Source organism: Paenibacillus sp. R14(2021), assembly GCF_019431355.1.
In the GTDB taxonomy this organism is placed as follows: Bacteria; Bacillota; Bacilli; order Paenibacillales; family Paenibacillaceae; genus Paenibacillus_Z.
Window position 1 is genome coordinate 4,008,887 of the sequence record NZ_CP080269.1, and the last position, 23,352, is coordinate 4,032,238.

Below are 23,352 nucleotides of genomic sequence, written 5' to 3' on the forward strand. Positions count from 1 at the left end.
TAATCACTTTATAGTCGCGTCTAAGTATCATGCGTAACAAAGGCGGCGGGGCTATGTAAGGAGGACCGATGAAGTGGGAGAACTCCAGCTTAAGGACACCCATGGGAAACGATCATCCAGCATGTCTTTCGCATTGCGATGGAAGCATGAGAATGTGCGTTTAATTATCTTAAGCGCCATGATCTCAATCGCTATGACTTTCATGTTTTTGGTGTTGTTGTACGGAACGGCTGACAAGCACGTCTCCGTAGTATTGAACGGACGAGAAACCATTGTATCGACCAAACAATGGGTCCTTCAACGCCTACTGGATGAACAAGCCATAACTGTCGGCACTTATGATAAAGTGTCGATGCCGCTCTCTGGCGGTATTAAAGACGGCGACCGCGTCGTAATTGATCAAGCGGTGCCGCTAATAGTAAAGGCTGACGGCAAAGCAAAAACGTTGTACACGACAGAGAGAACTGTACAGGCAGCGATCGATCAGGCTAATATATCGGTACGCAGTCAAGATAAAGTAGTGCCTACGCTGACGGATAGACTTTCTCCGAACATGGTCATAACGATCACAAGGATCGATAAGAAATATTCGGAGACCGCGTATCCGGTTCCTTTCTCCATTGTGAAGAAGGAAGATCCTAAGCTGGAACTTGGGAAGCAGAAGCTTGTCCAGAACGGCAAGCAGGGCACGGTCGTCAAACGTTATGAATCTGTATTTGCAGACGGTGTACTCGTCTCGCAAACGCTTGTCGAGAAGCTGAATCAAGATGCAGCTGTGGATAAGATCGTGACCGTCGGGACGAAGAAACCTGATGTCATGATGCTCTCCGCAAATTCATCCGGCACTTGGACGAAACGGGGCATAACGTTCAGTGCGAGTAAAATATTGAAAAATGTAACGCTGACCGCCTATTCCGCCGGCGTAGCTTCGACCGGCAAAGGCGTCAACCACCCCGAGTACGGCATCACCGCATCCGGTGCGCGTGTGAAAGAGGGCCGGACGATTGCCGTAGATCCGAGAGTCATACCGATCGGCTGGTGGGTATACATTGAAGGCATTGGCTTCCGCCGTGCGGAAGACACGGGCAGTGCGATCAAAGGCAAGAAGATCGATGTCTACTACAACAGCGAGTCGTATGCCGATCGTTTCGGTCTGAAACGAGGCTATACGGTCTATGTGCTGGGACCGAAAAAGCCGGAGTCTCTGTAAGAAACCCGGTCATCCTTTGCAGCATCTGTAGAGAAGCAATAATGGTGCTACTTGATTCATATCGTATTTGAAGCCTAAATATGTCATGATAAGGAGAGGCGATGCCTCTTCTTTTTGATTTTCAGCAAAGACGAAGTCATAATGACTTCTTAGGCATATCAAACGAGAATGGGGCCGCCTGTATGGACGGCTTTAGGCGATTCTTGCGAGATGTTTGTGCGAAAGGAAGGAATGAACTTCCATGATGAAAGAAATCATTGTAGTTGAGGGCAAAGACGATACCGTGGCCATTAAACGCGCCGTAGAAGCGGAAACCATCGAAACGGGCGGCTCAGCGATCGGCGAAGCCGTGCTGAAGCGGGTAGAGCTTGCGCAGCAGCGTCGAGGCGTTATTATATTCACCGACCCCGATCATGCCGGCGAGCGGATCCGCAAAATCGTGGCGCAGCGCGTCCCAGGCTGCAAGCATGCGTTTCTTCCCCAGGAGGAGGCACTCTATAAGGGCGATATCGGCGTAGAGAATGCGTCTCCCGAAGCCATTCGGAGAGCGCTGGCCAATTTGCGCACGGAAGCCACGGAAGGCAGCGGCAATCTTGCGGAAGTGACGATGGACGATCTGATGCAGGCAGGATTGCTTGTGCATGCACAGGCATCGGAACGGCGGCTTAAGATGGGCAATTTGCTCGGCATTGGATACGCCAATGGCAAGCAGTTCTATAAAAGGTGCTCCACGTTCAGAATTACGCAGGAGGAATTCCAGCGCGCACTGAGAACGATGGAAAGCGAAGGAGAACATTCATGACAGAAGGATCCAAAGCAGTTGCAGATGTGGCCTCACCCAAGCGGACGAAGGACATCATCGCCAAGTACGGGTTTACGTTTAAGAAAAGCCTCGGTCAGAATTTCCTGATCGATCAAAATATTTTGCGCAACATCGTGAATGCCGCTGAACTTGATGAAACGAAGGGCGCGCTTGAAATCGGTCCCGGCATCGGCGCGCTGACTCAGCAGCTTGCTTCTGCGGCTGGCCGCGTCACGGCCGTGGAAATCGACAACCGGCTTATCCCGATTCTAAAGGATGTCCTTGCAGAAACGCCGAATGTACACGTAGAGCACGGCGATGTCTTGAAGCTCGACCTGAAGGAGCTGATGGACAAGCAGTTTGCCGGTCTATCCGGCGTGAGTGTCGTTGCGAATCTGCCATACTACGTAACGACGCCGATTCTAATGAAGCTGCTCGAAGAGAAGCTTCCGCTTGAGCATATCGTCGTAATGATTCAGAAGGAAGTTGCGCAGCGGATGGCGGCAAAGCCGGGCGGTAAAGAATACGGCAGCCTAAGCGTTGCTGTGCAGTACTACTGCGTGCCTGAGCTTGTCTGCATCGTCCCTCATACGGTATTCATTCCGCAGCCGAATGTCGATTCTGCCGTTATCAAGCTTTCCCTGCGCGAGAAACCGGCGGTCGACGTTCGGGATGAAGCGCATTTCTTCCGTACCGTGCAGGCATGCTTCGCACAGCGGCGCAAGACGATCGCCAATAACCTAACTGCATTCGTCGGCAAATCTAACCGCGAGCTGCTCGGGCCGCTACTCGAAGGCTGCGGCATCGATCCCATCCGCCGCGGCGAGACGCTCTCGCTTGCGGAATTCGCGGCACTGAGCCATGCCCTGCTCGATGCGGGCTTGACCAGCTAATCAAAGGCGCTGCAGTTCAAGCCCAAGAAACGCACCATCAGGGGCGTCTCCCCATAGGATAGACGAAGAGGTGATTTGCCCATGATGCAAGGGGACCTGGTCGTCCGCAAATCCTATGGCGGGGACGTCCTATTTCGAGTTGCCACGATTGAACAGCATACAGCCATTCTGAAAGGCACGGACTATCGTCTGCTTGCAGACGCACCAATCGTGGACTTATCGGTCGTGAAGGATGAAGAGCTGCCGACAGCAGCCCGGCAGGCACGGTTGAAAGCGAATGAATCCACGCAGCGCATGCAGGAGCAGCGTGAGCAGCAGGCGATTCAGCGTGAGCTGCTGCGAGCGCAGAATCAGAGTCAGCCTTACTTTGAGGTGCCCGGAAAGGTGCTTCATCTCGACGGGGACAGTAATTATATGAAGAAAAGCATGCAGCTCTATACGCAAATGCGTGTTCCTGCCCATGGCTTATATGTCCATGAGTCGCAAATGGCCGACGCCGTCTATAAGCTTCTCCCGCAGCTGCAGCCGGATATCGTTGTCATTACCGGGCATGACGGGGTGCTGAAGAGCCGCAGCCAGAATGATCTGAACAACTTGGCGAGCTACAAGAACTCGCAGAACTTCGTCGATGCAGTGCGCATTGCCCGGCAGTACGAGAAAAGCCGGGATGGGCTGATTGTCGTCGCCGGCGCATGCCAGTCTCATTATGAGGCGCTACTGCAGTCCGGATCAAATTTTGCAAGCTCACCGGGGCGCGTCCTGATCCATGCGCTCGACCCGGTATATGTCGCAATTAAGGCCAGTTATACGTCCATAAGGGAAACCATTAACCTCACGGATGTCATACACGGCACGATCAGCGGCATCGACGGCGTCGGGGGCATAGAGACGCTGGGCAAGTTCCGCGTAGGTCTGCCGAAGCCCAAAACATTGGCCGGCGTGAAGGCTACCGTATAACCATTCGTAAGCCGGACAAAATATACATGGGGTCGAAAAAATAAGAATTTTTTATATTGACAATTTATTAATCCCACTGTTATAATTATTATTTTTTGACAAACCACCTTTCTTTGGTTATAATGGACAAGGAAAGAGGTGGTAGTGCACAATGGCAAAAAATGCGCTATTGGAAATCAAACGCAGTTTGGAAACCCATGTCGGCTCCAAAATACTTCTTCGTGCAAACGGCGGTCGTCGAAAGACGATTGAACGGACCGGTGTATTAGAAGAAATCTACCCTTCTGTATTCATTGTCAGACTTGATCAGGAGCAGCATGCCTTTAAGCGGGTCTCCTACAGCTACGCCGATATTTTGACGGAATCCGTTGAAGTGATGGTTGACAGCGATGACGGTCAGGTACGCATTACCTATATACAATAAGACACATACGGCGGAACAAGGCTGCCTTTAAGGTGCAGGTGATGACAAGCGCGGTGAGATGCGTTTGACATGACTTGCATTTTTTTTATGCGCGTTAAGCGATGGGGGACACGCCATTCCCAGCATCGCAGCTGATCGAATTGCGTATGAGAACGCGGAAAACAACCATACTAACGATACCAACAGGATTCAAGAGGAGGTCGTTCTTATGTCCCGCAGAAGGCGCAGTACGATGAGCGAGCAGCTCAAGAATGAGCTGGCGAAGGATTTAGGTTTCTACGACACGGTGCAGCGTGAAGGCTGGGGCGGAATCAAAGCGAAGGATGCCGGCAATATGGTGAAGCGGGCGATCCAAATGGCGGAGGAAGCCGCCGCGAAGCAGTATCAGGCGCAGCAGCCAGCGGCATACGGCAGTCAGCAGCAACCGATGCGAAGCAGCACGTATGGATCCCAAACGCAGCCGATGCAGGCACAAGCGCAGGCGCAGGCATCCCATGCGGTGCAGCCGCCGATTAGGCCGGCAGTTGCTTCCAGCGTACCGCCTTATGTGCATCAGACGATGAAGGATGTTCCGCAGCAAACAACCCCCTTTTATCAATAATAGAAGGCTCGATCAGCTAAGATGGCGGGTTTGCTCAGGCAAACGCACAATGCATCTTAGCTTTTCTTATGGCCTTTTGTTATAATATGTGCAGTTTAACGATAAACGGACGGGTGAATCGAACATGAAAATATATGAAAAAGCGCCGGCTAAGATTAACTTGCTCTTAGACGTTATGCGCAAACGCGAGGATGGCTTCCATGAGGTGGAGATGATTATGACCATGGTGGATCTGGCAGATCGGCTGGAGATGGAAGAGCTGCCGCGGGATACCATTATCATTTCGAGCCAGGCTGGCTACATTCCCTTGGATGAGAAAAACTTAGCTTTTCAAGCGGCAAGACTGATCAAGGACCGCTATAACGTGAGCAAAGGCGTTTATATTCATTTGGACAAGCATATCCCCGTTGCAGCCGGCCTCGCTGGCGGAAGCAGTGACGCTGCGGCGACGCTGCGCGGCTTGAACCGTCTATGGGGGCTTGGCATTTCGGATGAGGAGCTCTGTGAGCTGGGAGCGGAGCTTGGCTCCGATGTGCCGTTCTGTGTAACGGGCGGCACTGCGATTGCACGGGGGCGCGGCGAGAAGCTGGAGCGGATCGGCAATCCGCCGCAGTGCTGGGTTATTCTAGCGAAGCCGCCCATCAATGTATCGACTGCCGATGTCTACGGCAAGCTGCGTGCTTCCGAGCTGAAGCAGCATCCATCGACCAAGCATATGCTGGAAGCGATTGCAGAGGGTTCATTCGCAGGCGTCTGTACATACCTTGGCAATGTGCTGGAGACGGTCACGCTGCAGCTGCATCCGGAAGTGCTCCAAATGAAGGAAATCATGCAGCGTCTTGGTGCGGATGGTGTACTGATGTCGGGCAGCGGACCGACTGTGTTCGGCCTCGTTAGCAAGGAGGCGAAGGTGTCGCGCATCTATAATGGGCTTCGCGGATTCTGCAAGGAAGTTTATGTGGTAAGAATGCTGACATGAAACCGACGTATACCTTGATTAGATCCGTATGAAAATGGTATATTGTCAATATATCATTCGGATTTAGCAAGGGGTGGACGCTTTGAAGAAGTTAAAACGCAGTGCAAGGTTAGTAGAAATGACGCAATACCTGCTTACGCGTCCCCATACGTTAATTTCTCTAACAGCTTTCGCTGATCGATATCAATCAGCTAAATCATCGATAAGCGAAGATTTAGCTATTATTAAAGAAGTGTTTGAAGAAGAAGGACTTGGTGAGCTCCATACGCTGGCGGGTGCTGCCGGCGGTGTCAAGTATACGCCGAGAATGAATACCTCGGAGGCGCTTGCCATCATGAACGGCATCTGCCGCCAGCTGGAGCAGCCTGAACGGGTGCTTGCAGGCGGCTATTTATATATGACAGATATGCTGGGACTGCCGGGACTTCTCGCGGATGTCGGCCGCATGTTCGCGACCGCTTTCGCACATAAGGAAATCGACGTCATCATGACGGTTGAGACGAAGGGCATCCCGCTCGCTTATGCGGCTGCTTCCTGCATGAACCTGCCGGTCGTCATCGTCCGCCGCGACAATAAGGTGACGGAAGGCTCCGCCGTGAGCATCAATTACGTCTCCGGCTCCAACAAGCGGATTCAAACGATGTCGCTCGCCAGGCGCGCGCTTAAAGAGGGCGCACGAGTGCTTATTATTGATGATTTCATGAAAGCAGGCGGAACGATTCAAGGCATGATGGACCTGCTCTTCGAATTTAATGCCAAAGTCGCAGGCGTCGGCGTGTTCGTAGAGTCCGGCGAGCTCGATACGGAAGATCGGCTGCTGGAGGACTATGTGTCCCTCGCAAGGCTGACGGCCGTTGACCTCAAGACGAAGCAAACGACGATTGTCCCTGGCAATTACTTCACGGGCCAGACGGAAACCAACTAGAGGAGGATTTACCCTAATGAACGTACAACCGCAAATCATCGCAACCGATAAAGCACCTGCCGCAATCGGCCCGTATTCGCAAGCTGTTAAGCTTGGCAATCTGTTGTTCACTTCCGGCCAAATTCCGCTGAACGCAGACGGCGTTCTCATTGAAGGCGGCATCGAGGAACAAACCCACCAGGTATTTCAGAATTTGAAAGCCGTACTTGCCGAAGCAGGAGCGACGCTTTCCGACGTGGTCAAAGCAACCGTTTTCATCAAAGACATGAATCAGTTTGCAGCACTTAATTCGATTTACGCTTCTTATTTCGGCGACCATAAGCCGGCACGCTCCACCGTTGAAGTGGCGCGGCTTCCCAAAGATGTGCTTGTCGAAATTGAGCTGATCGTAGCGATAAAAGTCGAATAAAAAGAGATAATCTTCACGAAGCAAAAATATTTATAAACTAAGCATTATTTTTCCAAAAACATGAAGGATTTTGCATCAGAATGTGGAAGTATACACCAAGTCTTTGATAGCCAAAGGTGGTGAACACAGATGCAAATTACCGATGTTAGACTCCGCCGAGTAAATTCCGAAGGTCGCATGAAGGCAATCGCCTCCATTACCATTGACAATGAATTTGTCGTTCACGATATTCGCGTGATAGACGGCAACAATGGAATGTTCGTGGCAATGCCAAGCAAGCGTACGCCGGATGGAGAATTCCGCGATATCGCACACCCGATCTCTTCGACGACACGGGAGAAGATTCAAGCTGCCGTCCTCGCAGAATACGAACGTGCTGCCACGGAAGAAGAAGTTATTGAAGAAGGCGCTTAAATTAAGGATATCGGGGTAGATGAAAAGGGAGCCGTGAGGCTCTCTTTTCTTTTGTGCCGGGATACGATATATTCAGTAGAGCATTTATGTGAAGGTTTGGAAGATTAAGCTAGGGGGGACTAATATTGAAAGTTATGGCTATTATTCTTGCCGCTGGACAGGGCAAGCGCATGAAGTCCAAATTATATAAAGTGCTTCATCCTGTGTGTGGAAAGTCGATGGTGGAGCATGTGCTTCAAACGGTGAAGGACGCCGCTTGCCAGCGCACGGTCGTCGTGGTTGGGCACGGCGCCGAGATGGTACGTTCGTATCTTGGCGAAGGCATCGAGTTCGTGTTTCAGGAGCAGCAGCTCGGTACCGGCCATGCGGTGCAGCAGGCTGAGCCGCTGCTAGGCGGAGAAGACGGCACAACCGTCATTCTGTACGGCGATACGCCGCTCGTTACATCGGAGACAATCGGTTCGCTGCTTCAGATCCATACAGATACGGGCTCCGCTGCAACGGTGCTGACCGCAGTCGTACCGAACCCGCAAGGACTTGGCCGAATCATTCGCGACGAAGCGGGCAACGTGCTGCGCATCGTGGAGCAGAAGGACTGCACGCCAGAGCAAGCGGCGATTACCGAGATCAACACAGGCATGTACTGCTTCGATAATAAGAAGCTGTTTCAGGCGCTTCGCAAGGTGACGAACCAGAATGCCCAAGGCGAGTATTATTTGACGGATGTCATGGAGATCCTCAAGAACGCGGGCGAGACGGTCGGCGCCTACTGCACGCCGGACTTCGCGGAAGGCATCGGCGTAAACGACCGTGTCGGTCTCGGCGAAGCGGAAGCGCTGATGCGCGCGCGCATCGTGCGCAAGCATCAAATCGCCGGCGTCACAATTATCGATCCTGCTGCAACGTATATTGAAGCGGACGTGGTCATCGGTTCCGATACTGTCATCTATCCCGGCACGGTGCTGCGCGGCAAGACGGTGATCGGCGAGGACTGCGTCATCGGTCCTAACGCGGATATTACGGATACGACGATCGGCAGCGGCGTTACGGTGAAGCATGCCGTCTCGGCGGAATCCATCATCGGCGACGAGTCCGCTGTCGGTCCTTACGCGTACCTGCGCCCAGGCTCGAAGCTTGGCGTCGGCTGCAAGATCGGCGACTTCGTGGAGCTGAAGAATGCCGAGCTCGGCGACGGCACCAAAGTCTCTCATCTGAGCTATGTCGGCGATGCGAAGGTAGGCAAGGATGTCAACATCGGCTGCGGTGCGATTACGGTCAACTACGACGGGTATAACAAGTCGCTCACGGAGATTGGCGACAATGCGTTCGTTGGCAGCAATGTCAATCTGATCGCGCCGGTCAAGATCGGCGACGGCGCTTATGTCGTCGCAGGGTCAACCATCACGCAAGATGTGCCTGCGAATGATGTGGCCATCGCCCGCGAGCGTCAGGTGAACAAGCCGGGCTATGCGGAGAAGCTGCGCGGACGCGCCAGGGCGAAGAAAGAAAGCAAAGCGAAGAGCTGATGATCTGAGGTTCCATGGGCGAGCAAGCAGCCAAGGGAACCTCTTGTTCGTTTATTTCGGCCCCTTAATGGGTATGAATATATGGAAATTGATTGTACAAGGAGGTTTCCATCATGGCGATACCATTTCAGGCTGAGGCACGGACGACAGGCACACAGGGCGACTTACGGAAATTGAGGCAGTCAGGCATCATTCCAGGCGTTGTATATGGCACGAAGCTGGGTAAGCCGATGACCGTATCGGTGAGCGAGAAGGAACTGCTTGCCCTGCTGCGTTCCCATCCGCATGCCTTGCTGGAGCTCGATATACCGGGGGCCGGCAAGCAGCCGGTCATGCTGACAGGGGTGCAGCGCGAGCCGTTGTCGCGCGCGGTGCTCCATATCGATTTTCACCAGGTCAATATGAATGAGTCAATTAAAACTTCGGTTCGGCTCGACATGGTCGGCGATGCGGAGGGCGTACGCGAAGGCGGCATTCTTCAAGCGATGCTGCATGAGCTGGAGATACATTGCCTGCCGAATCAAATTCCGGATGCGATCGAGGTGGATGTGGCGCAGCTTGGCATCGGCGAGAATTTGCTTATTGGCGACCTGCGGCTCCCTTCAGGCGTAACAACTCGGGTGGACGCGGAGCAGGTGGTCGTCACGATCCTTGCGCCGCAGAAAGAACTGAGCGAGGAAGAAGCAGCAGAGGCAGCCGAGGAAACGGAAGAAGCCGCGCAGCGCTCGCACGAAGCGAAGATGAGCGTGCACACGTCGGAATAACACGAACGAGGGGCTGCCGGATGCAGCCCCTTTACTTTTTTTCAGTAGCCGGGCCTTGAAACAAAGGTAAATTGCTTGCGGCTGTAGAAAACATTATTCATCTTGATGTACGATGGACTGAAGTATTCGACGAATCCGATATCATGATGCTCCTGCCCCCAATAGACTTGTACGGGAACGTTGCATTCGTGATGATCTTGGAAATGGAGATCGTCGAAGATCAGCTGACCGTTAACATACATCGATAATACGCCCCTTTGCATACGAAGTTCGGCAGTCCGCCGCCTCTATACATATGACAATTCGGAATGAAGATTCGTTGCATGGGCAAAAAGAATATTTTTGTAGCAGGAGTTGACCTTACAGCATGAAATGGATTGTCGGACTCGGCAACCCCGGCCCCGCTTATCAAGGGACGCGGCATAATGTCGGATTTATGGTCGTGGACGAACTGGCTAAACGCTGGGGAATTTCGGTCACGCAGAACAAATGCAAAGCACTGATCGGCGAAGGCAATGTCGCCGGCACGAAAGTCGTGCTCATTAAGCCCATGACGTTCATGAACCTCTCGGGAGAGACCGTGCGCAGCTTCATGGATTATTTTAAAGCGGATCTCGAGGACGCCATTATCGTCTATGACGATATGGATACGGAGACCGGCCGCATCCGGCTTCGTTATCAGGGCAGCTCGGGCGGGCAAAACGGCATCAAATCGATTATTCAGCATACGGGCACGCAGTCGTTCAACCGGATTCGGATGGGGATCTCTCGTCCGAAGCCCGGGATGAGCATCTCGGACTATGTGCTTTCGAATTTTCCGAAGAGCGAGGGCGAGCTGCTGAGGACGATGCTCGAGGAGAGCTGCGACGCGGCCGAGTTTGCGCTCACGAACCCATTTGAACGTACAATGGCCAAATTTAACCGTTAAATTTAGGCGGCCGCGGGCATACTGAGGGTATAACAACCACTCAGGAGGCATAAATATGGCTGTGAATTATGTTTGCCGGCACTGCAAAACGGCGATGGGCTCCATCAACAACGACCACATCTCGGAAATGCAGCTTGGTTTCCATTTCTTGACCCCCGAGGAGCGCAGCGATATAATAGCGTATAATCCGAACGGAGACGTTACGGTCAACGTGGTCTGCGACTATTGTCGCGAAGCGATAGAAAACAATCCTGAGCTGCTGCTTGTGGCGAATCCGCTGCAATAATCAAGCTGGCTTACGGACAGAAGAGCCTTGGCGAACGGCTGAGGCTTCTTTTTGTAATGATCGAAATGAGAAAATAGTGGAAAAGGCTTGCAAGTCATCAGTAGAAGAGCTTGACGGCCGGGTTGTGGAAAGAAACGAGGTGCCGCTAACGTTGAAAGCATTACTGGAAGCATATGCTGCGGATACGGATTTTGGCTCCATTGTATCCGGGATTAAGAAAGGGATGCGCGAGCAGCTGATTTCGGGGCTGGCCGGCTCATCGCGGCAGGTTATGATTGCTGCGATGAAGCAGGAGCTGGACCGGCCGATGCTCGTCGTTACCCACAATATGTTCGCGGCGCAGAAGATAGCCGAGGATTTGGTGGAATGCCTCTCTTCGGACGAGGTGCTGCTCTACCCCGCGAACGAGCTGGTCGCTGCGGAAGCAGCGATATCGAGCCCGGAAACACTGGCTCAGCGGATGGATGTGCTTATCCGGCTGTCGCAGGGGTTTCGCGGGATTGTTGTCGTGCCGTTCTCCGGCGTCCGGCGTTATCTGCCGCTCAGCAGCGTCATGGCTAATGCCCGCATTGAGCTGAAGGTCGGACAGACGCTGTCCTTGGAAGCGTTTTTACGGCAGATGGTCGAGCTCGGATACGAGCGGGTCGATAAGGTGGAAGGCAAGGGAGAAATGAGCGTCAGGGGCGGCATCGTCGATTTCTTCCCGCTGACGTCTCCGCACCCGTACCGCATCGAATGGTTCGATGACGAAATCGACTCCATCCGCACGTTCGACTCCTCCGACCAGCGCTCCATCGAGAAGCTGGAGCAGTACAGCGTACCGCCCTGCCAGGAGCTGACGGCGGACAAACGCCGGTTCGAGAACGCGGCGCAGCATGCGTCTGAGCTCTTGGAGCAGCAGCTGCAGCGAATGACGGACCGCACGGCCAAGGACCGGCTGCGCGCGGAGATCGGCTCGGAAATCGAGAAGCTGCGGGAGCATCACTATTTTCCCGAAATCTATAAATATATTTCGCTGCTCTATCCCGAGCGGCAGACGTTATTCGATTATGTCTCCAAGGATACGCTGCTCATCTATGACGAGCCGACTCGTCTCATCGAGACCGGGCGCCAGCTGGAGCGGGACGAGGCGGAGTGGGCGACACATCTTATGACGAGCGGCAAGGCGCTGCCGTCGCTTGCGCTTGCCCGTCCGTCTGATGACGTGCTGTTCCATCGTCCATTTCCGACGCTGTTCTTATCGCTCTTCCTGCGGCAGATTCCGCACACGCAGCCGCAGAATATCCTTAACGTCGTCAGCCGGGCGATGCAGAATTTCCACGGCCAGATGAACGTGCTGAAGACGGAGATGGACCGGTGGCGCAAATCAGGAGCCACCGTCATGATGCTGGCCGGCAGCGCGGAGCGGATGGATCGCATGCGCCGGGTGCTGCAGGATTACGGCATCGAGCCGCCGATTCTGATCGAAGGCAACCTGCAGAGCGGGTTTGAGCTGCCTTCCATCCATTTGGTCGTCATTACCGAGGGCGAGATGTTCTCGCAGAAGCAGCGAAAGGCGCGGCGCCTCGACAAGAAGATGGATAATGCCGAGCGGATCAAGAGCTACACGGAGCTGAAGGTCGGCGATTACGTCGTTCATCAGAACCACGGCATCGGCAAATACATGGGCATCGGCACGCTTGAGATCGCCGGTATCCATAAGGACTACATGCATATTATGTACGCCGGCGGCGACAAGCTGTCCGTGCCGATCGAACAGATCGACCTCATACAGAAATACGTCGGCAACGAAGAGAAGGAGCCGAAGGTTTACAAGCTCGGCGGAAGCGAATGGACGCGCGTGAAGAGCAAGGCGCAGTCGTCGGTCAAAGATATCGCCGACGAGCTCATCAAGCTGTATGCCGACAGGCAGGCGACAACGGGCTTCGCGTTCGGGCAGGATACGTCGTACCAGCAGGATTTCGAAGCCATGTTCCCTTATGACGAAACCGTAGATCAGCTTCGCGCGATTAAAGAAATCAAGCAGGATATGATGACCGAGCGTCCGATGGACCGGCTGCTTTGCGGCGATGTCGGCTACGGCAAGACCGAGGTGGCAGTCCGCGCCGCGTTCAAGGCCGCGATTGAAGGCAAGCAGGTCGCGATACTGGTGCCGACTACGATTCTGGCGCAGCAGCATTACGAGACGTTCCGCGAGCGGTTCTCGGGCTTCCCGTTCAACGTGCAGGTGCTGAGCCGATTCCGCTCCAAGAAGGATCAGTCGGCAACGATGAAGGGGCTGAAGGCCGGCACGGTGGATGTGGTCATCGGGACGCACCGTCTGCTTTCGCAGGATATTATTTTTAAAGATTTGGGCTTGCTCATCGTGGATGAGGAGCAGCGCTTCGGCGTATCGCATAAGGAGAAGCTGAAGCGGCTGAAGACGAATGTCGACGTGCTGACGCTGACGGCGACGCCGATTCCGAGAACGCTGCATATGTCCATGCTCGGCGTGCGGGACTTGTCCGTCATCGAGACGCCGCCGGAGAACCGGTTTCCGGTGCAAACGTACGTTGTCGAGTACAGCCCGTCCTTGGTGCGCGAATCCATCGAGCGGGAGCTTGCGCGCGGCGGCCAGGTGTATTACTTGTACAACCGCGTGCAGGGCATCCATCAGATGGCGGAGCAGATTCACGCGCTCGTACCGGATGCGCGGGTTGCCGTTGGCCACGGGCAGATGTCCGAGCAGGAGCTGGAGAAGACGATTCTCGACTTTCTCGACGGAGAATCTGACGTCCTGGTCAGTACCAGCATTATTGAGACAGGCGTGGATATTCCGAACGTCAACACGCTCATCGTGCATGATGCGGACAAGATGGGCTTGTCCCAGCTCTACCAGCTGCGCGGCCGGGTAGGCCGTTCCAATCGCATCGCGTATGCGTATTTCACCTATCAGCGGGATAAGGTGCTGACGGAAGTGGCGGAGAAGCGTCTGCAGTCGATCAAGGAATTCACGGAGCTCGGCTCCGGGTTCAAGATCGCGATGCGGGACTTGTCCATCCGCGGAGCGGGTAATCTGCTCGGCGCAGAGCAGCATGGGTTCATTGCATCCGTCGGCTTCGATCTCTACTCGCAAATGCTAGCCGACGAGATCGCGCGGCGTAAGGCGGAAATGGGCGGCGAGGCCGCAGTGCCTGAGAAGGAAGTAAGCACGGTCATCGATATGAGCATTGATGCCTACTTGCCCTCTTCCTATATTTACGATAGCATACAGAAGATAGAGATTTATAAGAAAGTCGCCGCAGCTCGTTCCTTCGAGGAGGCAGATGATCTGCGGGATGAGCTGGTTGACCGATTCGGCGATTTGCCGCAGGCGGTCGATAATTTGCTGTCCGTTGCCCGTCTCAAGGTGTTTGGCGCCATTTGCGGAATCGAGCAAATCAGCGGCAAGAGCGAGGATATTACCTTGCGGTTCGCGGAGCGCGAGAAGCAGAGGTTCGATACGAAGAAGGTCGACCTGCTGTGCTTGCAGCTGGAAAACCGGTTCAAGCGCTCGATGGGACAGGAGCCGTACCCGATCGTACAGCTGCGGGGCAAGGGCTTGTCGGTGGAGCAGAAGCTTGAACTGCTGGAGCGGTTTTTGACGCAATACAAAGACACCATTCAATCGAAAGGGGAACTACAGGATGTTACGCATTAGACACGCAAGAAGAACGATCCTGCTCGCGCTTGTCGCTGCACTGGTTATCGTGCTTGCAGCAGGCTGCGGCAAGAAGACCGAGGAGGGCGGCGCGCCGGGCGCGGGAGCCGGCAAGACGATCGCGACCTATAAGGACGGCACCGTGACCGAGCAGGAATTCAAGAAATACTCCACGTTCTTCGGCATCGTTCAACCGCAGACAGAGATGTACCTAAGCATCCCTCAGCTGCAGGAGCAGTTCCTGCGCGAGTATATCGGCTACAAAATTTTGTACAAGCCGTTGGCGGACAAGAAGCTGGATGACGCATCGCAGAAACAAGTCGACGAATTCTATGCGCAAATCAGTAAAGGCATCGATTCGGATGCGGCCTTGAAGAAGAAGGTATCCGATGCTGGTTTGACGGAGAAGGATATCCGCTATTTCTACACGATGATCACAACCATCATGAAAGACGAAGAGAGCAAAGTAACCGACGAAGACGTGAAGAAACAATTTGAGGCGACTAAAGCCGATTATAATATCATCACCGTTCGCCATATTCTGATCGCGACAGCCGATCCGCAAACCGGCGCCGAGAAGCGCAAGGACGAAGAAGCGCTTAAACTCGCGAAGGATGTGAAGGCGCAGCTGGATGCAGGCGGCGACTGGAAAGAGCTTGCCAAGAAATACTCCGACGATACCGGCTCCAAGGACAAAGGCGGTCTCTATGAGAACCAACCGGCCAAAGGCTGGGTTGCGGAATTCAAAGAAGCAGCCAACAAGCAGGAGATCGGCAAAATCGGCGACCCGGTTAAGTCGCAGTTCGGTTACCACGTTATGAAGGTAGAGAAGCGCACGGAGACGCCGTTCGACAAGCTGACAGCTGACGAGAAAACGGGAATCAAGCAGGAAGCGGCGTCCGCCAAGCTGAACGCGTTCATGACGACGGATCTGCCGAAGCTGATTACGAAGATCGATCTGCCGAAGGCGGAAGCGCCAGCGGGCGACACGAAAACAAACACAGGCACGACGAATACCGACAAGAAAGACGATGCTTCCACGAACGAGAAGAAAACCGAGGGTAAATAAGCCTCGGCTGTCCGATCCGGGATGCAGCATGTTCTTCTTCACCAACGAGCCCAGCCCTAATCGGCTGGGCTCGTTTTGACCAGATCAGTACATACGGGAGGCGTATAGAGATGGGAGAGCAGTTCATTTATACAGGGTCCTACGCGGGGGCGGAACAAGAAGGCGTATCGGCGCTGCGCTTCGCGGTGAAAAACGGCGGTCTTACGCGCCAAGCAGGCTTGGCGGGCATGCATCATCCTTCTTTCGTACACAGCAACGCCGCGGGGACGAGGCTTTACGTCGTCAGCGAAACAGGGGCAGAGCCTGGCAGTTTGTTCAGCTATGCGGTGGACGCGGGCAGCGGGGAACTGACGTTGATCCATGAAGTGTCGACTTTAGGCGGTTCCCCCTGTCACATTACGCTCGATGCGGAGCAGCAGCTCATTCTAGTGACCAACTATACGGGCGGATCAATTAGCCTCTATGCCGTGCAGACGGACGGATCCCTTCTGCTGGCGGACCATATTGTACACGAAGGAAGAGGCCCCCGGGATGACCGGCAGGAAGCGCCGCATCCCCATTCTTCTATTATCGATGCAGCTAACCAGTATGTGCTCGTCGCCGATCTCGGGACGGATGAGCTCGTAAGCTACCGTATCGATCATGAGGCGCGCAAGCTGATTCGCCAAGGCTCGACCTCGACGGCACCCGGAGCAGGACCGCGTCATATGGCTTTCAGCCCATCCGGCGAGAGGCTCTATGTCATTAATGAGTTGGACAATACCGTAGGCCTATACGCCTATGAAGCGGTAAATGCCGAGCTGTCCCTGCTGCAGGTTATCTCCACGCTGCCGGAATCGTTTGCGGGCGAAAGCTCCTGCGCGGATATCCACGTCAGGGCGGACGGCCGATTCTTGTATGCGTCCAATCGGGGACATGATAGCATTGCCGTGTACCGCATTGACGAAGAAGGACGGCTCGCGCTTGTCGAGATCGTTTCGAGCGGCGGCCGCACGCCGCGGAATTTCGCGATTTCTCCCGATGGACAGCATCTGCTCGCAGCGAATCAGGACAGCGACTCGATTGTGGGTTATCGCATTAATAAGGAATCCGGACGGCTGTCTCCGACAGGACAAACGTTCGAAACGTATAAACCGGTTTGTATCGCTTTTGTGTAAACGAACTCGATGGACTGGGGAACTGGATTGGCTGTGAAGCTGATCCAGTTTTTTTCAACGTGTGCTTCATGTTGTGCAGCATGAATACGACACGAGGTCATCCGTCATTAGTTAACGATTTAGAAGTTGATGTAATAAAACCTAACATAGATGTTGACAGAATAGTCGATCAGCTTTTACAATACAGGTAAATGTAAGGTTGGTTGACAAATGAATAGAGGTTCTCGGTATCGCATACGGGAACAACATGCTGTCTAGGGTTCCGTGATCGGCAACGATCAGTCTGGTCCAAGAGGCGGCGTATGGCGTGAAGGCTCGCAGGCAGGCGTTGTCCGGAAGCACCATATAACACGGAAGGACAAAAGCCTGGGAGATCTCTCCTTAGGCTTTTTCTTTTTTTCAAGACGAAACGGCAGACTCCATCCTTCGCTGAGCGCCGCCGATTTCATCCAAAAAGAGACGGGAGTGGGGAGAACATGAAACAAATGAAACGATCCATCACACTGCTTTTGCTTATTGCCATGCTTACTGTGCTTGCAGGCTGCGGGGGTTCCAAGGAAGCGGCGTCCGGTTCGAGCGGCGAACCGATCACGATCGCGCTCAGCCCATGGCCGGGCTGGTTTTTCTGGTACCTGGTCGATGAGAAAGGCTTCTTCGATAAACACGGCGTGAAAGTCGATTTGAAATGGTTTCCGGTATACAGCGACTCCCTGCAGGCGCTTGCGACCGGCAAGGTCGACGCGAACAGCCAGACGCTTAGCGACACGCTCGCGCCGGCTTCGAAAGGCATCGGACTGAAGACCGTGCTCGTCAACGACAACTCCTTCGGCGGCGATGCCATCGTCAGCAAGCCCGATATCCAATCGATTCAAGACTTGAAGGGCAAGACCGTTGCAACGGAGCTTGGAACCGTCGATCATCTGCTGCTCTTGACGGCGCTCGACAAGAACGGCCTGACCGAGAAGGATGTTAACTATGTGAACATGACCGTCAACGATGCAGGTCCTGCGTTTATCTCCGGCAAGACCGATGCTTCCGTCCTGTGGGAGCCGTTCCAGACGAAAGCCGTCAAGGAAGGCAAGGGCAAGGTGCTCTTCTCCTCCAAGGATACGCCCGGTCTGATTCCGGATCTGCTCGTCTTCCGCGACAGCGTCGTGAAGGATCGCCCGGATGACATTCAGAAGATTGTTGATGCTTGGTTCGATGCGCTGGATTACTTCCAATCCCACCAGGATGAAGCGATTGCCATTATGGCGAAGAAGGCCGAGACGACGCCCGAGGACTTCAAGCTGGGTCTGGGCAGCATCAAGCTGTTCACGGCCGCGGATAACGTGAACGCGTTCGGCAAGCGGGAAGATTACACATCGCTGTCCTATACGGCGAAGAAAACAGCCGACTTCCTGAAGAAGCTGGATATGGTGGATGAAATCAAAGACTTCGACGCCTTGTTCGATCCCCAGTTCGTAGAAAAAGCCGCCAAGGAGTGATTTGCTGATGAACGCGCCTAAACGCCGAAAGCCTCACCGGTTCCAAATCTTCAAAGATATCGGCGGAAGGCCGTTTGCCTTCACTGCCGGGTTCTCGTTCCTGCTGCTTCTCGCCTTCTGGTCGGCGCTGAGCTACACGCAGGCGGTCAATCCTGTTTTCCTGCCGACGCCGGATAAGGTGCTGACGGAAATGTTCAAGCTGCTCGGCACGAGCGATTACTGGCATCATATCGGCATCAGCGTATTCCGGGTATCGGCAGGGTTCCTGCTCGCCTGCATCATCGGCATTCCGATCGGCATCTTCGCCGGCACGTTCAAATACGGGGAGGCGTTCGTAGAGCCTCCAATGGAATTCATTCGTTACATGCCGGCCGTTGCGTTCATTCCGCTCATCATGGTGTGGGCGGGAATCGGGGAATGGGCGAAAATCCTGCTCATCTTCATCGGCTGCTTCTTCCAGCTCGTGCTGATGGTGGCCGACAACACGCGCCGCGTCTCGGCCGATCTGCTGCAGGCATCGTTCACGCTCGGCGCCGGCCGCTGGAAAGCAATCGAGACGGTGCTCATTCCCGCGATACAGCCGCAGCTGATGCATACGCTCCGCCTCATTCTCGGCTGGGCATGGACCTATCTCGTCGTCGCGGAGCTTGTCGCCGTCAACAGCGGCCTCGGCTATGCCATTATGAAAGCACAGCGCTTCTTGAATACAGATCAAATTTTTGTCGGCATTATCGTTATCGGCCTGCTGGGGCTGATCAGCGATCGGATTTTCGCCTTCTTGAACCGCAGATTTTTCCCTTGGGCATAAGCGGCTGGTACGGGCAGCGCGCATAACGTATCGTCCCAAACGCGAAGAAATGGGGAGTGAGCATCATGGAAGCATTGAAGAAGCAGGATACGGCGCCAGAAGCGGAGGCGCAGGCGCAGGTGCAAGCTGCTCCACCGGGAGCAGCGGCGCGCACCGGCGCAAGGCAGCAGGGAGAGATCGTCGTCTCCGGCCTGCACAAAGTGTATGAATCGAGGAAGAGTCGGTTCGAAGCGCTCAAAGACATTGATCTCACGGTCGGCGCCAATGAGTTTGTTACCATCGTCGGACCGTCCGGCTGCGGGAAGTCGACGCTGCTGCGCATCGTGGCAGGGCTCGATGAGCTGACGGACGGCACCGTCAAGCTCGACGGCGAAGAGGTGGTCGGGCCAGGCGCGGAGCGGGGCATGGTGTTCCAGGGCTACACGCTGTTCCCTTGGCTGACCGTCAGGGAAAACATCGAATACGGACCGAAGCTGAAGGGCATCCCCACGCTGGACCGCCGTGCGATCAGCAACCACTTTCTGAAAGTCATTAAGCTGGAGTCGTTCGCGGGCGCTTATCCGAAACAGCTCTCCGGGGGAATGAAGCAGCGGGTCGCCATCGCGCGGGCGCTGGCCAATCGTCCGAAGGTGCTCTTGATGGATGAGCCGTTCGGAGCGCTTGATGCGCAGACGAAGCTGGAGATGCAGGAGATGCTGCTGGACGTATGGGACAAGGAGAAGACGACCGTACTGTTCATTACGCACGATATTGAAGAAGCGATCTTCCTGTCGCAGCGCATCGTTGTTATGGGGGCGAACCCCGGGCGAATGCTGAAGACGTTCGAAGTGAAGCTGCCGGCGCAGCGGACGCCGGAAGTGCGGGACTTGCCTGAATTTCTGCTGCTTAAGCGGGAGCTGGGTCAGTTGCTCAAGCACTAGCCTTACATGTAAGCGGCAGCCAATACCAACCTGGGAGTGATTGCATATGGCAAGATCCGGACCGGCGAGAAATCCGGAAGGCAAAGGAAGCGCAAGACACCGGAATAAACGGTTATTGGCTGGGCTTGGACGTATTGTCATCTTCTTGTTTTTCCGTCATCCTGCTGCTCGAATGTGAGCGGCGGGATTTTTTGTTTTCAGGAGCCCGGGAGCCTGCGGAAACAGGCACTTCTTGCGGCGGGTTCGCCAATTGTTGGCGTTTGTGCCTAATGCATAAGAAAATGGGAGGGGATGAATACTATGGTCAGATCGATAATCACCTTTTTCAAGGATCCTCTCCTCTTGAATAATAAAGCAGCAGCAGCATGCCAATCGTCCAGTCCAATTCAAAACCTTCCAAGGAAAGTGGGGCAACTAGAACATGAAAGCAACTGGAATTGTCCGTCGTATCGATGATCTCGGCCGGGTCGTCATCCCTAAGGAAATCCGCCGTACACTGCGCATACGCGAGGGCGACCCGCTGGAAATCTTCGTTGATCGCGATGGTGAAGTGATTCTGAAGAAGTATTCCCCAATTGGTGAGCTTGGCGATTTCGCCAAGGAATATGCGGAATCCCTCTCGGAGAGCACGAACCATATCACGCTGATCACGGATCGGGATAATATCATTGCCGTAGCCGGCGCGCCGAAGAAGGAATACTTGGAGAAGCAGATCGGCTCTATGCTGGAGAACTGCATGGATAATCGCAAGACGGTCGTGGAATCCGGCGGCGGCTCGTTCGAAGTGGTGAAAGATGTCGGCGAGTCGTTCACGTCGGTCGTGGCGGCTCCGATCGTAGCCGGCGGCGATCCCATCGGCACGGTCGTGCTGCTGAGCAAGGACGAGTCGATCAAAATGGCGCAAATGGAAACGAAAATGGCGGAGACCGCGGCCGGTTTCCTTGCGAAGCAAATGGAACAGTAGCGAGCGACAAGCTTCTTTGGAGGGTAATGCCTTCAGGGAAGCTTTTTTTACGTGGGAGGGCCGTAGCGGCGGGTACGCTTCGAATTCGCTTGGGATCAAGAGGAGGCAGGGCACTTCTTCTTCTCCCGCGGGTCAACGCAGCCATGTTTAGGGTATAATGGGAGAAGGAGAAGAGACAGGCAGGTGCGGAAGTTGAAACAAAGGCAGGGGGAACGAGCCGATACGCCGGGAAGCGGCCGTAAGCTTGAGGCTAGGGGAACTGACGCGGTTCCGGCGGGGCCGGGATTAGCGCGAGACCAAGCTTCTGGGCGAAGCGCCGAGAAGCAGCGGCTGCAGCGCCATGAAGACGCTGGGTTCGGTGATGGCGTTCATGAACAGGCTGCCGCAAGTGAGGGGAGCCTGAGCGAAGGGACGTACAGCGGTGGCGGAGCCGCAAGAGACTCCCATGATAACGGCGGCAGGGGGCCGACGTTTCTTAAAGGCGCGGCGCTCATGGGCGCTGCGATGCTCATCAGCAAGACACTAGGAACGCTGCAAAAAATTCCGCTTCAAAATATTGCCGGCGACCGCGTGTTCGGCATCTATAACGCGGTTTATCCGATCTATCAGCTGCTGCTCGTCATGGTGACCGCCGGCTTCCCGGTTGCCGTATCGCTGCTCGTCGCGGAGCGCGAAGCAGCCGGTGACGCGGGCGGGTCGAGGCGAGTGCTTGGTGCCAGTTCATGGCTGCTCGCGATGGGCGGCTTAGCGTGCTTCATCCTGCTCTGGCAAGGCGCGCATGTCGCCGCGTCATGGTTCGGCGATGCGGCGGCCGCGCCGGCGGTGCGGGCTTCGGCCCTTGCCCTGTGGGTCGTGCCCCTCATGGCGGCATTTCGCGGTTATTATCAGGGCAGGGGGAATATGCTGCCATCGGCGGTGTCGCAGCTGTCCGAGCAGACCGTACGCGTTGCCGGCATGCTGACGCTGCTGATGGCCGGCTGGCATCTGGGCTGGTCGGATGATAAACTGGCAGCCGGGGCGACGGCCGGTTCAGCCATCGGAGGCACGGCGGGCCTCGCTGTCCTCGCCGGCTATTGGCTGCGGGAGCGGCGCGGGCTTGCCGGAGGAGCGGGCCGATCAGCGTCCAAGCTTGCCTCCCGGCAGAATGCCCAGGCGGAAGGGCTTCTGTCCATCATGATGCGGCTTGCGGCGCTCGCCATTCCGGTCACGCTGGGCGCCCTTGCGGTTCCGGCGCTTGGCGTGGTGGACGCGTTTACGGTTCCGCGGCTGCTGCACGGAACCGGTCTGCCGCAGGACGAAGCGATGACGCTATTCGGCCTGTACAGCCGGGGCCAGCCGCTTGTGCAGCTGGTCGTCATGGTTGCGGGCGCGATGGGCGGGGCATTCGTCCCCGCGCTTGCGGGCTCTCTCGCGCGCGGCGATGCCGCGGCCGTGCGGCAGCAGGCGGCCATCGTGCTGCGGGCCGCATGGGGTATCGGCACAGCCGCGGCTTTGGGGCTCGCGCTGCTGGCCGAGCCCATCAATATGATGCTGTACGCGGACGCTGACGGCTCGCGTACGTTCGCCCTTGTCGGGTGCACGGCGCTTGCCGGCACCGTCAGTGCGCTTACGGCGGCCGTGCTGCAAGGGCTGGGCGCGGTGCGCACCCCGGCCCTGCTCATGCTGGCCGCGGCTGCGCTGAAGGCGGCGCTGAACGCCGCCCTCGTGCCGGCCTTCGGCACGGCCGGCGCCGCCTGCGCCGGCATCGCTGCGCTCACGGCGGCCGCCCTGCTGGGCTCGGGAGCCGTCTGCCGGGCCGCCGGCGCGGCTGTGCCCGCGCGGCGCGCCGCGGGCATAGGACTCGCACTCGCGGTCATGGCCGCGGTGCTCGTCCTGGCCGAGCGCGGCGGCGCCCCGCTGCTCGGCCTTGCGCTGCCGCCGCGGGCGGCAGCTGCAGCGCTCGCGCTCGGGGGCACCGCCCTCGGCGGAGCGCTCTTCGCCGCCGCCGTGCTGCGCTTCGGCGGCCTAACCGCGCGCGAGCTGCGCGCGCTGCCCGGCGGCGATGTGCTCGCCGCCGCGCTGATTAAATGGCGGCTGCTGCCGCAAGACGCCTAGCCTTTTACCGACTGCGTTGATACGTTTATGCGTTCAAGATAAAGGAGGAAGATCGA

At 55.6% G+C, this 23,352-nt stretch carries 23 protein-coding genes, 1 pseudogene and 1 riboswitch; of the genes and pseudogenes, 23 read left to right on the top strand and 1 reads right to left on the bottom strand.

Annotated features, from left to right (window positions below; genetic code table 11):
• Nucleotides 1–73: 73 nt before the first annotated feature.
• The 12 genes and pseudogenes from KXU80_RS18650 to KXU80_RS18705 all read left to right on the top strand — a co-directional run bounded on the left by KXU80_RS18650 (nucleotide 74) and on the right by KXU80_RS18705 (nucleotide 9,904).
• On the top strand, nucleotides 74–1,210 hold the full coding sequence (locus KXU80_RS18650) for a resuscitation-promoting factor (RefSeq protein WP_219834701.1): 1,137 nt from the start codon (nucleotides 74–76) through the stop codon (nucleotides 1,208–1,210).
• A gap of 241 nt (nucleotides 1,211–1,451) precedes the next feature.
• Nucleotides 1,452–2,012, top strand: coding sequence for a ribonuclease M5 (gene rnmV / locus KXU80_RS18655; protein ID WP_219834702.1), 561 nt, complete (start codon nucleotides 1,452–1,454; stop codon nucleotides 2,010–2,012).
• A complete protein-coding gene (rsmA, locus tag KXU80_RS18660) occupies nucleotides 2,009–2,905 on the top strand; it encodes a 16S rRNA (adenine(1518)-N(6)/adenine(1519)-N(6))-dimethyltransferase RsmA (protein ID WP_219834703.1) in 897 nt (298 codons plus the stop codon). Before rnmV ends, rsmA begins: the two co-directional genes overlap by 4 nt.
• Before the next feature lie 81 nt (nucleotides 2,906–2,986).
• The gene (yabG, locus tag KXU80_RS18665; RefSeq protein ID WP_219834704.1) at nucleotides 2,987–3,862 is read left to right on the top strand and encodes a sporulation peptidase YabG; all 876 of its coding nucleotides are present in this window, start codon (nucleotides 2,987–2,989) and stop codon (nucleotides 3,860–3,862) included.
• A 151-nt stretch (nucleotides 3,863–4,013) separates the two neighbouring features.
• Nucleotides 4,014–4,286 carry a biofilm formation stimulator Veg gene (gene veg / locus KXU80_RS18670; protein WP_219834705.1) on the top strand — a complete coding sequence of 91 codons (273 nt, stop codon included), beginning with the start codon at nucleotides 4,014–4,016 and terminating at the stop codon, nucleotides 4,284–4,286.
• A gap of 208 nt (nucleotides 4,287–4,494) precedes the next feature.
• Nucleotides 4,495–4,668, top strand: a pseudogene (locus KXU80_RS18675) (small, acid-soluble spore protein, alpha/beta type); the annotation flags it as partial.
• A gap of 343 nt (nucleotides 4,669–5,011) precedes the next feature.
• Nucleotides 5,012–5,866 (top strand): 4-(cytidine 5'-diphospho)-2-C-methyl-D-erythritol kinase, encoded by an 855-nt coding sequence (ispE, locus tag KXU80_RS18680; protein WP_219834706.1) that lies wholly within the window; start codon nucleotides 5,012–5,014, stop codon nucleotides 5,864–5,866.
• 82 nt (nucleotides 5,867–5,948) lie between these two features.
• Nucleotides 5,949–6,791: a pur operon repressor gene (gene purR / locus KXU80_RS18685; protein WP_219834707.1), complete on the top strand. Its 843-nt coding sequence runs from the start codon at nucleotides 5,949–5,951 to the stop codon at nucleotides 6,789–6,791.
• A 16-nt stretch (nucleotides 6,792–6,807) separates the two neighbouring features.
• On the top strand, nucleotides 6,808–7,200 hold the full coding sequence (locus KXU80_RS18690; protein WP_219834708.1) for a RidA family protein: 393 nt from the start codon (nucleotides 6,808–6,810) through the stop codon (nucleotides 7,198–7,200).
• Between the two features lie 129 nt (nucleotides 7,201–7,329).
• Nucleotides 7,330–7,614 carry a septation regulator SpoVG gene (gene spoVG, locus KXU80_RS18695; RefSeq protein ID WP_018759486.1) on the top strand — a complete coding sequence of 95 codons (285 nt, stop codon included), beginning with the start codon at nucleotides 7,330–7,332 and terminating at the stop codon, nucleotides 7,612–7,614.
• 125 nt (nucleotides 7,615–7,739) lie between these two features.
• Entirely contained in the window at nucleotides 7,740–9,140 is a 1,401-nt protein-coding gene (glmU, locus tag KXU80_RS18700) for a bifunctional UDP-N-acetylglucosamine diphosphorylase/glucosamine-1-phosphate N-acetyltransferase GlmU (RefSeq protein ID WP_308858105.1), read from the top strand.
• Nucleotides 9,141–9,253: 113 nt separating this feature from the next.
• A complete protein-coding gene (locus KXU80_RS18705; protein ID WP_219834709.1) occupies nucleotides 9,254–9,904 on the top strand; it encodes a 50S ribosomal protein L25 in 651 nt (216 codons plus the stop codon).
• Between the two features lie 41 nt (nucleotides 9,905–9,945).
• Here the strand turns inward: KXU80_RS18705 and KXU80_RS18710 are convergent, their stop codons facing one another.
• Complete coding sequence (locus tag KXU80_RS18710; protein WP_219834710.1) at nucleotides 9,946–10,146, bottom strand: hypothetical protein; 201 nt, start codon at nucleotides 10,144–10,146, stop codon at nucleotides 9,946–9,948.
• 125 nt (nucleotides 10,147–10,271) lie between these two features.
• Here KXU80_RS18710 and pth point away from each other — a divergent pair, with 125 nt between their 5' ends.
• The 11 genes from pth (at nucleotide 10,272) to KXU80_RS18760 (ending at nucleotide 23,296) form a co-directional block, all read left to right on the top strand.
• Nucleotides 10,272–10,832: an aminoacyl-tRNA hydrolase gene (pth, locus tag KXU80_RS18715; protein ID WP_219834711.1), complete on the top strand. Its 561-nt coding sequence runs from the start codon at nucleotides 10,272–10,274 to the stop codon at nucleotides 10,830–10,832.
• Between the two features lie 55 nt (nucleotides 10,833–10,887).
• Nucleotides 10,888–11,118, top strand: a complete 231-nt coding sequence (locus KXU80_RS18720) for an anti-sigma-F factor Fin (RefSeq protein WP_219834712.1) — start codon at nucleotides 10,888–10,890, stop codon at nucleotides 11,116–11,118.
• Nucleotides 11,119–11,269: 151 nt separating this feature from the next.
• Nucleotides 11,270–14,797 carry a transcription-repair coupling factor gene (gene mfd / locus KXU80_RS18725; RefSeq protein ID WP_219834713.1) on the top strand — a complete coding sequence of 1,176 codons (3,528 nt, stop codon included), beginning with the start codon at nucleotides 11,270–11,272 and terminating at the stop codon, nucleotides 14,795–14,797.
• Entirely contained in the window at nucleotides 14,784–15,866 is a 1,083-nt protein-coding gene (locus KXU80_RS18730) for a peptidylprolyl isomerase (protein ID WP_219834714.1), read from the top strand. The genes mfd and KXU80_RS18730 overlap by 14 nt, the downstream gene beginning before the upstream one ends.
• A gap of 110 nt (nucleotides 15,867–15,976) precedes the next feature.
• Nucleotides 15,977–17,023 (top strand): lactonase family protein, encoded by a 1,047-nt coding sequence (locus tag KXU80_RS18735; RefSeq protein WP_219834715.1) that lies wholly within the window; start codon nucleotides 15,977–15,979, stop codon nucleotides 17,021–17,023.
• 243 nt (nucleotides 17,024–17,266) lie between these two features.
• Nucleotides 17,267–17,398: riboswitch (guanidine-I (ykkC/yxkD leader) on the top strand.
• Between the two features lie 101 nt (nucleotides 17,399–17,499).
• On the top strand, nucleotides 17,500–18,510 hold the full coding sequence (locus KXU80_RS18740; protein ID WP_219834716.1) for an ABC transporter substrate-binding protein: 1,011 nt from the start codon (nucleotides 17,500–17,502) through the stop codon (nucleotides 18,508–18,510).
• A 7-nt stretch (nucleotides 18,511–18,517) separates the two neighbouring features.
• Nucleotides 18,518–19,318 carry an ABC transporter permease gene (locus KXU80_RS18745; RefSeq protein ID WP_219834717.1) on the top strand — a complete coding sequence of 267 codons (801 nt, stop codon included), beginning with the start codon at nucleotides 18,518–18,520 and terminating at the stop codon, nucleotides 19,316–19,318.
• Between the two features lie 65 nt (nucleotides 19,319–19,383).
• Complete coding sequence (locus KXU80_RS18750; RefSeq protein WP_219834718.1) at nucleotides 19,384–20,238, top strand: ABC transporter ATP-binding protein; 855 nt, start codon at nucleotides 19,384–19,386, stop codon at nucleotides 20,236–20,238.
• Nucleotides 20,239–20,284: 46 nt separating this feature from the next.
• Nucleotides 20,285–20,416, top strand: a complete 132-nt coding sequence (locus KXU80_RS28130) for a hypothetical protein (protein ID WP_258171056.1) — start codon at nucleotides 20,285–20,287, stop codon at nucleotides 20,414–20,416.
• Between the two features lie 243 nt (nucleotides 20,417–20,659).
• Nucleotides 20,660–21,202: a stage V sporulation protein T gene (gene spoVT, locus KXU80_RS18755; RefSeq protein ID WP_219834719.1), complete on the top strand. Its 543-nt coding sequence runs from the start codon at nucleotides 20,660–20,662 to the stop codon at nucleotides 21,200–21,202.
• A 492-nt stretch (nucleotides 21,203–21,694) separates the two neighbouring features.
• On the top strand, nucleotides 21,695–23,296 hold the full coding sequence (locus KXU80_RS18760) for a polysaccharide biosynthesis protein (RefSeq protein ID WP_219834720.1): 1,602 nt from the start codon (nucleotides 21,695–21,697) through the stop codon (nucleotides 23,294–23,296).
• Nucleotides 23,297–23,352 lie beyond the last annotated feature (56 nt).